Origin of the sequence: Methylomonas koyamae (assembly GCF_001644025.1) — a bacterium.
In the GTDB taxonomy this organism is placed as follows: domain Bacteria; phylum Pseudomonadota; class Gammaproteobacteria; order Methylococcales; family Methylomonadaceae; genus Methylomonas; species Methylomonas koyamae_A.
The window spans coordinates 1-13,096 of sequence record NZ_LUUK01000034.1 but is presented as its reverse complement, the minus strand read 5'-3'; the positions used below and the strand labels follow the sequence as shown (position 1 = coordinate 13,096).

Sequence of the window (13,096 nt, the reverse complement as noted above, 5' to 3'; positions counted from 1 at the left end):
TGAATCCCGGCCAACCCTCTGAAAGCGTTCAATTTGAAATCGGATGGCGACCAGCAAAGCCATTCTGCCGCCGGGCTTAAACCAAGTGGCAAAATCGATGATTAAAAAACCAAGGAGATATATCGCTCATGCTAGAACTCTACATCGCCAATAAAAATTACTCGTCATGGTCGCTACGGCCCTGGATACTGATGCGGGAACTCGGCATTTCGTTTATCGAAAAGCTCGTTCCGTTTGCCGGAACGGATCAAACCAACGCCTTCCGTCATTTCTCGCCAACCGGGAAAGTGCCTTGTCTGATCGACGGCGAAACCGTTGTTTGGGATTCGTTGGCGATTACCGAATACTTGGCGGAGCGAAGCCCGGCTGTTTGGCCAGCCGATGCATTAGCGCGAACCTGGGCGCGTTGCGCAGTCGCGGAAATGCACTCCGGGTTTCAGGTTCTGCGTGAATGTTGCACCATGAATTGCGGATTACGGATTCGCTTGGCATCGCCTTCGCCGGTCTTGGCAAAGGATCTGACTCGACTGAATGCATTATGGCTTGAGGGCTTGACCCGCTTCGGCGGACCCTACTTAGCCGGGCCGGCATTTACCGCGGTGGACGCTTTCTTCGCGCCCGTCGCCTATCGCGTCCAAACCTATGGCTTGGACATGGCGCCGCCTGCTCGCCCATACGTCGACCATTTGCTAGCCTTGCCGGCCATGCGTGACTGGTATGTCGCAGCACTCAGCGAGACATGGCGCGATGAAGAGCATGAGCAGATGGCGAGAAACGCAGGAACTTGGCTGAACGACTTTCGCGCCGTTGGTCAATAACCTCGGCTGCACGATTTTAGCAAGGTCATGAAATATGCTATTGGCCTAGCCGAAAGCATTAGAACCATCAAAAAACAATCGGCAACTACGATATGATCAAAAAAGTAGGCAACACCATTATCAACGCCAAACACCGCGCCACATGCCATTGCGGTTCGGTGGAGCTCGAACTCGATCTTCCCGACGGCATCGTCGATCCGCGCCGCTGCGATTGTTCACTTTGCCGGCGCAAAGGCGCGATTATGGCATCGGTGCCGCTATCTGGAATAAAGGTCGTCAAAGGCCAAGAGATCTTGAAGCTTTACCAATTCAACACCATGAGCGCCAAACATTATTTTTGCTCGATTTGCGGCATCTACACCCACCACCAACGCCGATCCGTACCCAGCCAGTACGGCTACAACGTTGCCTGCCTTGAAGGTGTTAATCCCTTTGAACTGGGGGAAGTGCGAACCGGTGATGGTATCAATCATCCTGCTGATAGGCGGGGATAATCAAGTCTTATCGCCATGGCGATTGAAAATGCCGAAAAGTTGCAGCATCCGATCGACTGCGATAACGGTAATTGAAAGCCATGGACAACCAAACTTAGGTCCGAACGGCATGAACGTTGAAGTTCGCGGCCGGACGTTATTAGCGATTTTACCGCTGTGGGTGGGTATTTCACGAATCAATGTGGGAGCGCACTTTCCTGCCGACGTACTGGCGGGGTATTTCTGCGGAGCTAGAGGCTTGTTGGCTAACAAGTCCGCCGTAAGTCGGCTAAAAGGTTATCGTTGTTCGTTAAGCGTAATACGGAGGAGAACTCGGATATGAAACACATCATCACCGTAACGATTTTAGTATTAGCCGTGGCGTGTTATCTGTCCGGCTATTCCGGCGTCGGCAACATTGGATTTGCGGTTGGCGCAAGCTTGGAGACTTGGTTTTGGATTCGGATTCTTATCAAGCGACCTTCCGCCAAATCGGATTCATCGTCGACGATTTCATGATGGTCTTTCGTCTCGTTTTTGGGAGGGGTATCGTTACGCTTTTGATCAATCATTGCAACCACACAAGACGTCGGTTGCCAAATCGCTGAAAGTCCAAGGAGTAGAAATGCCAAGTGTTCTGATCGAAGTCCGTCGCCAATACACACAGGCGCAAGAAATTGCCCTGATGGAAGCCGTGCACATGGCTTTACTAGAAGCGTTCAAAATTGTCCCGGATGATAAGAATGTTCGATTTATTGTTCATGAACCTCATCGCTTCGCCTATCCGCCTGCCAGAGAGCAAGCGGATTTTTATACCCATATCAGTATAGACGCCTTTGCCGGCCGATCGCTTGATGCCAAGCGAAATCTGTCAAAGCCATAGTGACAAATCTCGAGCCATTTGGCATACCTCCTGATCATGTGAAAATTTTGCTGAGAGAAATTCCCAAAGAGAATTGGGGTATTCGCGGCGGGCAAGCGGGTTGCGATGTTGGTCTGGGTTTTAAAGTGGACGTGTAACAAATGCTCAACGCCGACCCAAAATTCAGTGAATTACTTTATCGTGTTACGTATACAGGCGACTTTCGCTATTGAATAACCCTATGGAAGCTGAAAACGTTTATCAGGCATTCGACTGGCTTTGGTGTTCCGCACAGCTGACTGAGGCGGACATAGCCAAACTGTCGGAGCTTGGTATAGAGGCGGTGATTAACTTGGCACCGTCAACGGCCAGCAACGCATTGCCAGGCGAAGCCGAATTGGTCGTGAACCAAGGCATCACTTATATTCAAATTCCCGTGGCGTGGGAACAACCCAGGCTTAGCCAGCTGGAACAATTCTTTGCTGTCCTCAAGGCATTTAAACGACATAAGGTCTGGGTGCATTGCGCAAAAAATAAACGGGCGTCCGCTTTCATTTATCTCTATCGCAAGTTGTGCTTGGCGGAGGAGGAAGTGATTGCGTTGTATCCTATGAGCGAAATCTGGACGCCGAATCCCGTCTGGCAAGCATTCATTGACTACGCTATTCGACACATTAAAGGGCCATCGGCGCATGATTAGAATTTGGGGAAGACGTAGTGCATACAATGTGCAAAAGGTGTTATGGACTATTGGTGAGCTAGGTTTGGCATATCAACATATCGATGCCGGTGGCAGCGCGGGTGGCCTCGATCAGCCCGATTTTCTTGCCATGAATCCGCATGGTCGTATTCCTGTGTTGGTCGATGGCGACATCACGGTCTGGGAGTCCAACAGCATTGTTCGCTATTTGTGTGCTAATTACAGTCGCGGTCATTTGTGGGCCGAAGCGCCGGCAAAACGCTCGTTGGCGGAGCGCTGGATGGACTGGGAGCTGGCAACATTGCAACCTGATTTTCTGGATTTGTTTTGGGGATTTTACCGCACGCCGGAAGAATTACGGGATCAGCATAAAATCCAGCATGCCGCTATGTGTTGCCAAAAACATTTGGCCCTCTTGAATGCGCATCTTGCCGAACAGGCTTTCGTGGCGGGCGATGCGTTCAGTATGGGCGATATTCCCGTCGCCACACCGCTTTATCGATATTTTGAAATGGGCGTTCCCACTCCGGAAATACCCAATGTTCGCAGATGGTACCGTGCGCTTTGCGAACGTAAAGCTTTCCGCGACCATATCATGACGTCGTTCGATGAGCTGTACGCTCGGCAAACGTTTTAATGCCGCTGGCAGAAAGTGAAAAAATGATTTTGGAAATAGCAATACTCAACGTCGTCGCCGGACGGGAGCTGGAGTTTGAGACTGCCTTTCGTCAGGCGTCAGTTCAATTTTTCGGCACCAGCTCTGTGTCGGTATAGCATTCTCCGGGCTTAAGCGGTTGGAAATCCTACCGCGAATTAACTAACGTACCAAGTAAGTTCTTTAAATCAAAACTATTTCAACAAGGCAAAGAAAGATGACCTGCATATCGAATGGTTTACTCGCCGACACTTGCCAGAATTTTGTTGATCACCGTGGCCGAAATTCGAAAATCCGATCGGTGCAAGACTTCAAAAGCCGCTCGAGCCGATGCAATCAAACCTCGTTGCTTGGCTAGGCCTATGACAGCAGCCGTACCGACGACCTGGAGTTGATATTCTTTGGCCACGGCCCGGCAGGCACGTTCGTCCATGATCAGCAAATAGTTTTCGGGTGACGATAGCGCGATGTTAATGCAGTCGGTTTCTCCGGCGTCCAGATCAATGTCCAAACAAGGTGTGATGGATTCATGCCATACCGTTAGCCGACCAGAATCAAATGCATGAGCCAGCGCTTGTTCACCCGGTGTCGATTTGCCGGGTAACACTTCCTGTTTCACTGATTCGGGTACATAAACCTGGCCAAATATCTGGGGTAGCCAAATTAAACCTTCCACCAACGCCAGTCCGATCAATGGACTGGCGTCGACAATGACTTTTTTGCTCATCCTTGGTTAGGCTTGGTTGAGCCACTGGTCCAAGGTATCTAAGTCGTCCTCGACTTCGTCGGCCGTTTGATCGATGACGGGAATGCCCAGACGCGAGACGTGCGCGATAAAGTTGGCCAACGGCATATCGGCCAGTTTGGCAGAGCGGGCAAGGGATAAATTTCCGTCCTTGAAGAGTGCCGTCGCCAAGGCCTTACGCACACCTGGCATACCAATGATTTTGGCGGATTTTAGGCCGACCATCACCGCGTCAGGTTAGTTTCGATTCATGACCAGAACCATATCCTCATGGGCCATGCGCAAGGCTTCGCTGGGATTGTTCTTTAGACCACTGACATTAACAGTTTTCATAGTCTGATTACATAGGAAGATTGGATGGGTGGATTATAAGCCTCTGAATGAAAATTGATGCAACAATGTGAAGTGGGATCGACCTGCCTTGACAACGCATCGACCGCTATTGGACTAAGTAACTAAGTCTGACTGCTCCCAGGATCAGTTACTCCTTGATCGCTCTCTGGATTTGGAGATTTGGTTTGGCACGCACATTTGGCAGTCCTGTTGGTATTTACAGCCATGAAAATACCCAAATAAGGCGTATGGTGGGTAGTACAAGGATGTGTGACAGCGCATTGTGCAGCTCAATCAATAAATCTTGATCTACGATCGGGAATTGGGGCGCCGGCGGCATCGCCGCAACCTCACTTGATGCCGACATTACCGCCTCCCTGAGCGGTTTTGCAATGGCCGATGGCGGCCTAGTTAGGTCTTTGCGAGCCGAGTTCAACTATTGATAACGCATTTTATCAATAGTTTTGTAAAGCCATAAGAGTCCGACCATCGCGCGTTTTGACACTTAGTGGCACTAGGTGTATATAAGTAGCACGAGGTGTAACCATGAAGCAAACTGACGCGATATCGAAAACCATCAGTACCGGAATTAAACTGGACGAGACTCTCCACGCCCGTCTGAAGGCGCTGAGCCATGTCAAAGATCGGACGCCGCACTGGCTGATGAAAGCCGCTATCGAAGAGTATGTTGAACGCGAAGAAGCGTACGAGCGGGAAAAGCGCGAAGACATGGAGCGTTGGCAACGATACCAGCAAACCGGTCATGCCATACCTCATGAAGCGGTTGACGCATGGCTCGCCTCCTGGGGAAACGAAAGTGAGCTCGCGTGTCCCAAATAGTCTGGCTTCCCGATGCCTTAATGGATGTCGAGCGGTTACGCGCGTTTTTACAAGACAAGAATCCAAACGCGGCAGCACGGGCCGGTCAAACTTTACGTGATGGCGCAAATTATCTGAGCGGCTTTCCCATGGTCGGACGACCTATGAATGATGGATCAGAGCGCCGCGAACTTTTTTTGCCTTTCGGCGCCGGCGCCTATGTTCTCCGCTACCGGATTGATGGCGATACCCTAATTATTATTCGCGTCTGGCACAGCAAAGAATTGAGGGAGGTTTAATGGGGAAACCCGATAATGCGTTGGTTATCGCCCCCTCTGGAAGCCGTCTTCTGACCGCTGAGGACTTCCGCCGTCTGTCCGACGTACCGCCCGAGGTCGAATGGTTTGCCAACCTGACCAATCCACAAACACGGCGAGCCTATCAGAATGCGGTTGAAGACTTTATGCGCTTTACCGGTATCAAAAAACCTGAAGAATTCCGTGACGTGACTCGCGCGCACGTCATCGCCTGGCGAGACGATTTAGGAAATCGCGTTCTGAATGGCACAACCATTCGGCACCGGCTGTCGGCGCTGTCCTCGCTGTTCGATTATCTGTGCGATCGCAACGCGGTGACCCATAACCCCGTGAAAGGCGTTAAACGGCCGAAAGTAGATAGCGGCGAAGGCCGCACACCTGCTTTAGGTGATCATCAAGCCCGCGAGTTGTTGGACGCCCCCGAGGGCGATCGACTGAAAGACAAGCGAGATAAAGCGATTCTGGCTACCCTGCTCTATCACGCTCTGCGGCGTGATGAGCTGTGCAAGCTGAAAGTCAAGGACTTCAAACATGAGCGTCGCGGCGTGCCGCATCTGAAAGTGTCAGGCAAAGGTGGCAAAATCCGTTATGTGCCTTTGCATCCTGCAGCCAGTAGGCTGGTCTACGAATATATGGAGATGGCTGGCCACGGCCACGACGACAATGGAGCCCTGTTCCGGCCCGTCAGTCATAACGCCAAAGATAATGGTGGTAAGTCCATCACCGCCGATGGCGTTTATAAGATTGTACGGACTTATTCGGCCCAGCTAGGCTTTGAAATCGGGGCCCACTCCCTTCGAGCCACGGCCGCCACGAACGCCCTTGATCATCAGGCTGACATCGCCAAGGTTCAAGAATGGCTTGGCCATGCCAACATCACCACGACGCGGATTTACGATCACCGGAAGACCCGGCCGGAGGACAGCCCGACGTTTAAGGTGAGTTATTAATCGCAAGTATATGTATGGTAAGGAAAGAGCAAGGCCTGCTCAGATAGAGATAGACAATTGTTGCCCGTGTTTATAAAGGTCAAAGCTCCTGGTCTGCCACATCCACGATATAGCCAAAAGTAATCGAACCAGAACGGAAAGCGATCGCATAAATGCTCGTAGCTTTCCATGTTGCCCTCCCTGAATTGGTTTCTGTAAAAAGCTCTTCCTGTACCTCAAGCAGGAGACCCGTTATCGTGCCGGAAACACTGTAAGCAATCTATTGACAGAGTCTATATCATCCGATCGAAAGAAGCGAAGATAGTGTCCACTTATCATCAGGTGGACACTTATGAAAGAGCACACTACTCGCCTATCGCGCCCATTGATCGCAAGACACGGGCGAGATGGCTGATGTCTTTATGATCCGGAAGCCAAACGGGAGTTGGTCCGAATCTGTTTGCAACCGGGACTATCGGTTGCCAAGGTTGCGCTGGAACACGGCATCAATGCCAATCTATTGCGTAAATGGATAGGCTTACACCAAGAAACAGGCGCTTCGGTACGGAACAGCGCATTAGCGTTGCCGACTTTTGCGCCGGTTTTAGCCCTGGGCGCGGAGCAGCCGACTAAACCAGCCATCAACGTAACCTTATCCCACGGCGTCAAGCTTGAACTGCCGTCTGTCGCATTCAGCGATCTGCCGTTGCCCTCCTGCCCGACGTGCCTGCCGGCACGGCTCAATCATCCTCAGAAAGATTGAACCGTTTCTAAACCCCTACGGATATTGGAATCTGGCAAAAAGCGCTGGGAAAAAAATGCACTACTATTTCGGCATTTTTTCGCCGACAGACGACTTGAGCGATATCTGGAGCGAACGGCCTTTCGATCGGGCCGTCAGCGAGTTGACTCCTTTCATCCCCCAGAAAAGTACAGTTTACGATCTCAGCCCTAGGCCTAAAATGCCGCTACGGCGACATGGAGTCTATCCTTGCGTTCCCCATTAACAAGTAATGACACCCTGTCCTGGAATTTTTCAAGTGTATTAAAGAGCGCGTTTACTGCTGCTGGTCCTAGCCCTTCAAAAAGCTCTAAAAATTCTTTAGGGGTAAATTCGGCTTTAATTGGCCCAATTTCAAGGCTAGCCCCGAAAGAGACGACTTGTTCTTGATTGTAACGCTTAGCTTGAATCCCAAGGGAAACAAGTTCTTGTTGAAGCGCCTCAGCGGTTTGTTTATTTTTTGCCCCAATAACGAATTGATCTGACAAGCGATCGACATCTTAGAAGCAAAGAGCGCATCCCCGGAATCAGAACAGCCAGCGCTGAGAAATATTTTGTCGGTAATTACAACAGAGCTCATCAATGGGGCGCTGTACCTGAATCTGTCCGATCGAATTTAATGTTTCGAATATTCTCAAATACCTGTGTAACTTTGTAATTCGGAGTGCTTTTATGAACAAATGGATATTATTGCCGCTACTGTTAGTTGTGGCGTCTGTTAGCTATGCAGTCGATACCTCATGGTCTAAAACAACGACACACTATACGATTTATATGTCTGGTGGCTGGGCAACTATGCCGTTTAGTCCACCCAGTTCTGTCCCTATATCGGGAACGACCGTCACCTCGGTGTCATACCAATGGTCAACTTATCCGAATGGTAACTCTTCGGAACTGGTCGAGATTTGCTATTCCAATCCAAACTCGTCAACAATTCAGTATTGTCACAATATTTCCGCTTCTCAGACAGGCACTGTCCATTTCTACGATGGATTCAGTGCTCGAGGTACTTTTTGGATTAGACACACTTTAACTGGAGGCACTTACCCCGCAACAGCAAACTCAAGAACCGATTCCGTTACAGTCAATTATCACTATTGATTCGTGTATAGGCGATACCTATTTTTTGCGTATCGCCTATTTGAAGAGTTTAAAAAAAGGACCGAATGCCGCTAAGCTATGTAGCTAAAGCTTTTCTCGAAATAGGGGAAATGAATATGACCAGCATCAATGTATCAAACACTACGGCATCTCCTTCGGCAATTTCGCAGAAACGAAGTGCTTCGCAACCGACTGAAAAACAAGGCAACAACAGTTCGGTTTCATCCAAGAGCACCACTGACACGGCGACTTTTAGCGGGCATGCAATGCTGTTGTCGAGGTTGTTCCATACCAATGACCCGAATGCAACTCCCGAGGCTGCAACGGCGTTTACGACCAATAACCTGAGCGGCAATTCCGCTAGTTTCCTTACGCAGGCGGACAGAAAGCTGATGGAACGCGCCTACGAGTATGCGCAGTCCAGCGGCATGGATTTGGAACAAGTCGATAATTTTGCGTTTGATTTGGCAAACTACCGTTTCCTACAGGTGACGGGGAATAATACCGGGGAAATAGCGGGACAATCAGGTATTTATGACGCAGAAGGCAATCCTTGGGTAGGCAAATACAATCCTCAAGACGCCGAGCAGGTCAAACGGATATTGACCGATTCCTCGGTAGAATCAACCGACATCGATAAAGGTTTTTTGGCTTACTTGCTGAACCCGCAAATCAGCGGTTTGACTCATGCCGTTAGCTTTGGCGCATTGGAAAAATTCATTCCTGCATTGACATCGCAAAATAGCCAATCGGCAGATAATGCGGCACCCCGAACTGCGCAAGCCTTTACTCCAACCGATCCAGGCTTGGCTCAGGCCTTGTACCGTGTCGATCATCCCTACCAAGGCGCCAAATGGGAAGCCGGGGCCAACGCCCCCAAAAACGCCGCCGAACAGCCTTGGCAGCACCTCAGTAAAACAGAGCGCAAACAAATCATGGCAGCTTATCAACTGGCATTATTACATTCGGCCGACGCTAATCTTAACCTCATTGACCAAATGTCGCGCTTGTCCGGACTCGCCAAGATGCAGCAAGACCCGAATACCGAACCCGCCGAATTAGCGCAATCGCTTGCCAAAACGACGGCTATCGACACGCGGGCTTAGCTTTAGCTGCCGCCCTGACACTTTGATGCTTCTTCCCGGCAAATTCTTGCCGTTTTTTGAGTTCCTTGGACATCGGGAATCTCGCTGTACGCCGGTAATTAGGAAAAATGTTAGATGGCATGGGCATTGCTTAACGTTAGGGCAAGCTGATTTGCCACAGGAATTGACCATGACATCCACCATTCATGCCTTAGCCAACCGTTTCCCGTTTAATTACACTTCGTTCAATGGCCAGCGGGCCGTGCAAACTGATAATAGTCCAGCGGCTACGCAAGACACTGTCAGCATCAGCGACGCCGGTCGGCAAGCGTGGACAGCCGATAGCGTGACTCAGGCAGGCACAAGGTTTCAGCAACTCATGGCGGAAAAAACCGCCGGGCAAAACTTTCTACGCAACGCCGCTTTAGCCAATCCCCATTCCAGCGACTCGGAGCAATTTGCCTACGATTTGGCGCACGACCAGTTGTTTGACGGGCAAGGCGGAGGCGGTTTGATTAGCCTAGGTGCCACGCCGAACGATCCGCTTCATTACAGCAGCGGTGAATTGGTCACCGAGGAAAGCAAAGCCTACTTCACTGAGCAGGCCAGCCAATATCAGCAAGCAGCAAGCAAGCTTTACGATTCCGCCAAGGCCGCAGGCATCAGCGCCGGTGAAATTGTCAATCGGCTGTACGACTTGCAAGCGCAACAACCGTCCCGATTCCGGGCCATGATGATGTGGCCTTCAGCCGGTTAATTGTTAGCGTCGATGAGTCAAATCCATTAAGCCTACTGATTCGTTAGGAGTTCGCATGAGTATTCAAAACGTCAATAACATCACGCCAAACGCCATTCAGCAACGCCATTTGATACAAAGTCCGGGCGCGAATTTTTTCACCGACTTCAAAGCCGCGTATGCGCGTTACCAGACTGCCGCGCCAACCGGCTCGTCGACGGACGCTGCTAAGCAAAGCGCATCCCCTACCACTTTGTCGGATATCATGGGCTTGACCTTCACCGAAATGGCCGCCGTGCGCGGCACCAGTGCCAACGATCAGACCGCTTACGCCGCCATTTTAAATCGCGCCTATAGCCAAGGTGGCATGGATAATCCGGTCGCGTTTTTGCAAAGCCTGACGCCGCAAGAACAAGGCGTCGTGCAGCGCGCACATTGCCTGGCCGAGCCCTTCGATACCTCAACGATGAGTAGGGAAGGCGCTTACAATCTGTTGCTGCCGGAAGGCTACCAGGTGGATTTCAATCACGATGGCATTCAGGAAGTCGGTGCCGCAAGAACCGGTACCTTTCCACCGTTGGACGCGCCGGAACAAGTCAAACAGGCATGGCTGGCGGCGACTCAGAACATGGATGACATGACGATGATGACCTATGGATTTGAAATGCATAACATGTTGTACGGCATCAACGTTAATGATCAAACCAGCAAGGCTCTAGCCCCAACCGACCAAATAGACAGCTACCGCGACGGCGTCAATAAATTCCTGGCTTCGCTGGAATATTTCAAGGCCTCCATACCAACCGATCAATACGCCCGCGACAAGGCATTTTTTAGCGATATGAAACGGTTGTTGGCGTAAGCGGCATCAAGGCAACACCACTACCGACAAAATTTTGAAGCCCTGAGGCATCCATGTGATACTAACAGATTAGCCAATTACTTTGAGCTCAAACATTCGCCACCCCGGCCGACAACAATTCTGAAGGCAGAAAGTTTCCCGGCCGTTTTGCTCAAACCCATTCAAGGAGTGTAAATGCAGATCGACGCAAATTCACCCCATCATCACTATCGATTCTTGGAAAAGGTCGATCCCATGCCTTGGCAAAATCGATTCAAGACCGCCGATAGCAGGCCAATCGGTCAGCAGTTCAATGTCAAACAATTGGCATTAAAATCAGATGAGCTGAAACAAAAATTGGCGAACGTGGATTTGCGTAATATTTCACCGCATGACCTCGCCATGTTGGGCGGATATTTGAACTTCAACGGCGAGATTTCCGATAATACTGTCGGGGAGTTTGTGGTATTGACGGTCAACGATGACCAATACGACTTGAGCCCCAACACGCCGATAGATGCCATCAAAGAATACGAAAGGCGCTATGCCCTCGTTAACCGCGCGATCGACAGTGGCGAACAAGGCTGGGACGATGCCAGGCGCTTTTTGGGCAATGTGCTTCACACGCTCTACAATTTGGACAATGCCATAACGCCGTTAAGAGTCGGCTCCCAGATCGACACCAACGCGTGAAATAGGGCAATTCGTGAAGCCTGGAATGTCAAAATTTCCGAATTTAGAGCCAGAAAGTCGGGCCGGCAATGCGGCAAAGCATTGCCGCTTAATATTGATGCTAGCCTTAACTGGCGGCAAGCCGATGCCGAAAACAGCCATCAGAGCGCCACAAAACTGTCAAATTCCGATGGCACAAATTATGCTAATAATCTAAAAACTGATTTTGAATGTTTGAATTAGGGGATTAAAATCCAATTACAGGTTTAATAAGGAGATAGAGCATGTTTGTAAACACAACATCGAATACGTACCCGACTTACGGCACCTCATCCGTTGCCCGCAATTACCAATCTAATAGTAATGTGTTTAAGAACGACAATACCAATACCAGATTGGCATACACCGATTCCGTGAGTATTAGCGATAATGCCTATCGAGCATTAAACGAGGGCTCTCAGCCATCCAAAGATGCAACCGATCCCGTATCGGTAGCTGCGAAGAAACTCATCGACAACGTTAACAGCGATCCTGAATTTGCTAAACAAATGGCCAGAGATGCGGCGTTTGGCACGGATCTGAAGATGGTTAAAGTTGATGATATATTTAACTTGCCAACTTCAGACCACACTAAAAGATGGGCCGAGTTTACCCAGGGCCAAAAAGAGTTTGAAGCACAGGCGTCAGGTATCAGGGAGCAAAGAATTACAATCTACAACGACTTGAAGAGCAAGGGGGCCAGTGACGCCGATATTTTCAATGGAATTATGCAATTCAACAAGACATTGCCGAATGACTATCAAAAAATGGCAAGGATAGACCAACTTACAAAGTATTTTTAGTTAAATTGAGATTCGATGCCGCCTGACGTTTAAACGTCAGGCGGCTACCTTCGCAGCCCGCCGTGCCGAACTAACCCGGCGCTTTACCGACGAGGCCGACGAATATTCTTGCATGAATGCGACGACGAGATGCTGGCCGAGGAACTGGATATTACAAAGAGGTCAACGTGTTCTGGGTGTCGGAAACTGCGCACTGGGAAGCTATTCGCGCTGCTGCCAAACAAGCAAATATCGGCAAACAAATTGATGACGCGCTGGCGATTATCGAAACCGAAAACCCCAAGCTGAAAGGCATCCCGGATAAACGCTACCCCCCTCGGTGGACGAATGGTTGCCGGAGGATCACTTGGCGCGTTTTGTAGTCGAAGTCATCGAGCAGTTGGATTT

General features: G+C 50.1%; 21 protein-coding genes. 18 read left to right on the top strand and 3 right to left on the bottom strand.

Going from position 1 to position 13,096, the window contains the following annotated elements; translation table 11 throughout:
* Positions 1 to 128: 128 nt before the first annotated feature.
* From A1355_RS03320 to A1355_RS03300, 8 genes are all read left to right on the top strand, one after another.
* Positions 129 to 818: a glutathione S-transferase family protein gene (locus A1355_RS03320; RefSeq protein WP_064024967.1), complete on the top strand. Its 690-nt coding sequence runs from the start codon at positions 129 to 131 to the stop codon at positions 816 to 818.
* Positions 819 to 910: 92 nt separating this feature from the next.
* Positions 911 to 1,312, top strand: coding sequence for a GFA family protein (locus A1355_RS03315; RefSeq protein ID WP_064024966.1), 402 nt, complete (start codon positions 911 to 913; stop codon positions 1,310 to 1,312).
* Entirely contained in the window at positions 1,278 to 1,634 is a 357-nt protein-coding gene (locus A1355_RS26565; protein ID WP_396643647.1) for a phosphatase PAP2 family protein, read from the top strand. Before A1355_RS03315 ends, A1355_RS26565 begins: the two co-directional genes overlap by 35 nt.
* Positions 1,631 to 1,810, top strand: a complete 180-nt coding sequence (locus tag A1355_RS24305; RefSeq protein WP_082885332.1) for a hypothetical protein — start codon at positions 1,631 to 1,633, stop codon at positions 1,808 to 1,810. The genes A1355_RS26565 and A1355_RS24305 overlap by 4 nt, the downstream gene beginning before the upstream one ends.
* Positions 1,811 to 1,916: 106 nt before the next feature.
* Complete coding sequence (locus A1355_RS03310; protein WP_231883542.1) at positions 1,917 to 2,174, top strand: tautomerase family protein; 258 nt, start codon at positions 1,917 to 1,919, stop codon at positions 2,172 to 2,174.
* Positions 2,174 to 2,311 (top strand): hypothetical protein, encoded by a 138-nt coding sequence (locus A1355_RS26475; RefSeq protein ID WP_331710104.1) that lies wholly within the window; start codon positions 2,174 to 2,176, stop codon positions 2,309 to 2,311. The genes A1355_RS03310 and A1355_RS26475 overlap by 1 nt, the downstream gene beginning before the upstream one ends.
* An 83-nt stretch (positions 2,312 to 2,394) precedes the next feature.
* Positions 2,395 to 2,853 (top strand): protein tyrosine phosphatase family protein, encoded by a 459-nt coding sequence (locus A1355_RS03305; RefSeq protein ID WP_064024965.1) that lies wholly within the window; start codon positions 2,395 to 2,397, stop codon positions 2,851 to 2,853.
* Positions 2,846 to 3,490, top strand: a complete 645-nt coding sequence (locus A1355_RS03300) for a glutathione S-transferase family protein (RefSeq protein WP_064024960.1) — start codon at positions 2,846 to 2,848, stop codon at positions 3,488 to 3,490. Before A1355_RS03305 ends, A1355_RS03300 begins: the two co-directional genes overlap by 8 nt.
* Positions 3,491 to 3,746: 256 nt before the next feature.
* Here the strand turns inward: A1355_RS03300 and A1355_RS03295 are convergent, their stop codons facing one another.
* Together A1355_RS03295 and A1355_RS03290 are read right to left on the bottom strand one after the other, a co-directional pair.
* A complete protein-coding gene (locus tag A1355_RS03295) occupies positions 3,747 to 4,202 on the bottom strand; it encodes a DUF3368 domain-containing protein (protein WP_231883541.1) in 456 nt (151 codons plus the stop codon).
* Between the two features lie 39 nt (positions 4,203 to 4,241).
* Positions 4,242 to 4,478 carry a UPF0175 family protein gene (locus A1355_RS03290; protein WP_231883540.1) on the bottom strand — a complete coding sequence of 79 codons (237 nt, stop codon included), beginning with the start codon at positions 4,476 to 4,478 and terminating at the stop codon, positions 4,242 to 4,244.
* A gap of 654 nt (positions 4,479 to 5,132) precedes the next feature.
* On the opposite strand from A1355_RS03290, the gene A1355_RS03285 reads away from it, so the two are divergent.
* The 4 genes from A1355_RS03285 to A1355_RS03270 all read left to right on the top strand — a co-directional run bounded on the left by A1355_RS03285 (position 5,133) and on the right by A1355_RS03270 (position 7,414).
* Positions 5,133 to 5,426, top strand: a complete 294-nt coding sequence (locus A1355_RS03285; protein ID WP_197471706.1) for a CopG family ribbon-helix-helix protein — start codon at positions 5,133 to 5,135, stop codon at positions 5,424 to 5,426.
* Positions 5,414 to 5,704 (top strand): type II toxin-antitoxin system RelE/ParE family toxin, encoded by a 291-nt coding sequence (locus A1355_RS03280; protein WP_064024956.1) that lies wholly within the window; start codon positions 5,414 to 5,416, stop codon positions 5,702 to 5,704. Before A1355_RS03285 ends, A1355_RS03280 begins: the two co-directional genes overlap by 13 nt.
* A complete protein-coding gene (locus A1355_RS03275) occupies positions 5,704 to 6,672 on the top strand; it encodes a tyrosine-type recombinase/integrase (protein WP_064024954.1) in 969 nt (322 codons plus the stop codon). Before A1355_RS03280 ends, A1355_RS03275 begins: the two co-directional genes overlap by 1 nt.
* 439 nt (positions 6,673 to 7,111) lie before the next feature.
* On the top strand, positions 7,112 to 7,414 hold the full coding sequence (locus A1355_RS03270) for a transposase (protein ID WP_231883539.1): 303 nt from the start codon (positions 7,112 to 7,114) through the stop codon (positions 7,412 to 7,414).
* A gap of 194 nt (positions 7,415 to 7,608) precedes the next feature.
* Here A1355_RS03270 and A1355_RS03265 read toward each other — a convergent pair whose 3' ends face one another.
* Positions 7,609 to 7,920: a hypothetical protein gene (locus A1355_RS03265; protein WP_064024950.1), complete on the bottom strand. Its 312-nt coding sequence runs from the start codon at positions 7,918 to 7,920 to the stop codon at positions 7,609 to 7,611.
* A 729-nt stretch (positions 7,921 to 8,649) separates the two neighbouring features.
* Here A1355_RS03265 and A1355_RS03260 point away from each other — a divergent pair.
* The 6 genes from A1355_RS03260 to A1355_RS25980 all read left to right on the top strand — a co-directional run bounded on the left by A1355_RS03260 (position 8,650) and on the right by A1355_RS25980 (position 13,071).
* Positions 8,650 to 9,639, top strand: coding sequence for a hypothetical protein (locus A1355_RS03260; RefSeq protein ID WP_157197724.1), 990 nt, complete (start codon positions 8,650 to 8,652; stop codon positions 9,637 to 9,639).
* 169 nt (positions 9,640 to 9,808) lie between these two features.
* Positions 9,809 to 10,375: a hypothetical protein gene (locus A1355_RS03255; RefSeq protein ID WP_064024946.1), complete on the top strand. Its 567-nt coding sequence runs from the start codon at positions 9,809 to 9,811 to the stop codon at positions 10,373 to 10,375.
* A gap of 55 nt (positions 10,376 to 10,430) precedes the next feature.
* Positions 10,431 to 11,216: a hypothetical protein gene (locus A1355_RS03250; RefSeq protein WP_064024944.1), complete on the top strand. Its 786-nt coding sequence runs from the start codon at positions 10,431 to 10,433 to the stop codon at positions 11,214 to 11,216.
* Positions 11,217 to 11,432: 216 nt separating this feature from the next.
* On the top strand, positions 11,433 to 11,888 hold the full coding sequence (locus A1355_RS03245; protein WP_197471705.1) for a hypothetical protein: 456 nt from the start codon (positions 11,433 to 11,435) through the stop codon (positions 11,886 to 11,888).
* Between the two features lie 263 nt (positions 11,889 to 12,151).
* Positions 12,152 to 12,709, top strand: coding sequence for a hypothetical protein (locus A1355_RS03240; RefSeq protein WP_157197723.1), 558 nt, complete (start codon positions 12,152 to 12,154; stop codon positions 12,707 to 12,709).
* A gap of 167 nt (positions 12,710 to 12,876) precedes the next feature.
* Positions 12,877 to 13,071 (top strand): hypothetical protein, encoded by a 195-nt coding sequence (locus A1355_RS25980; RefSeq protein ID WP_231883538.1) that lies wholly within the window; start codon positions 12,877 to 12,879, stop codon positions 13,069 to 13,071.
* Positions 13,072 to 13,096: the final 25 nt, after the last annotated feature.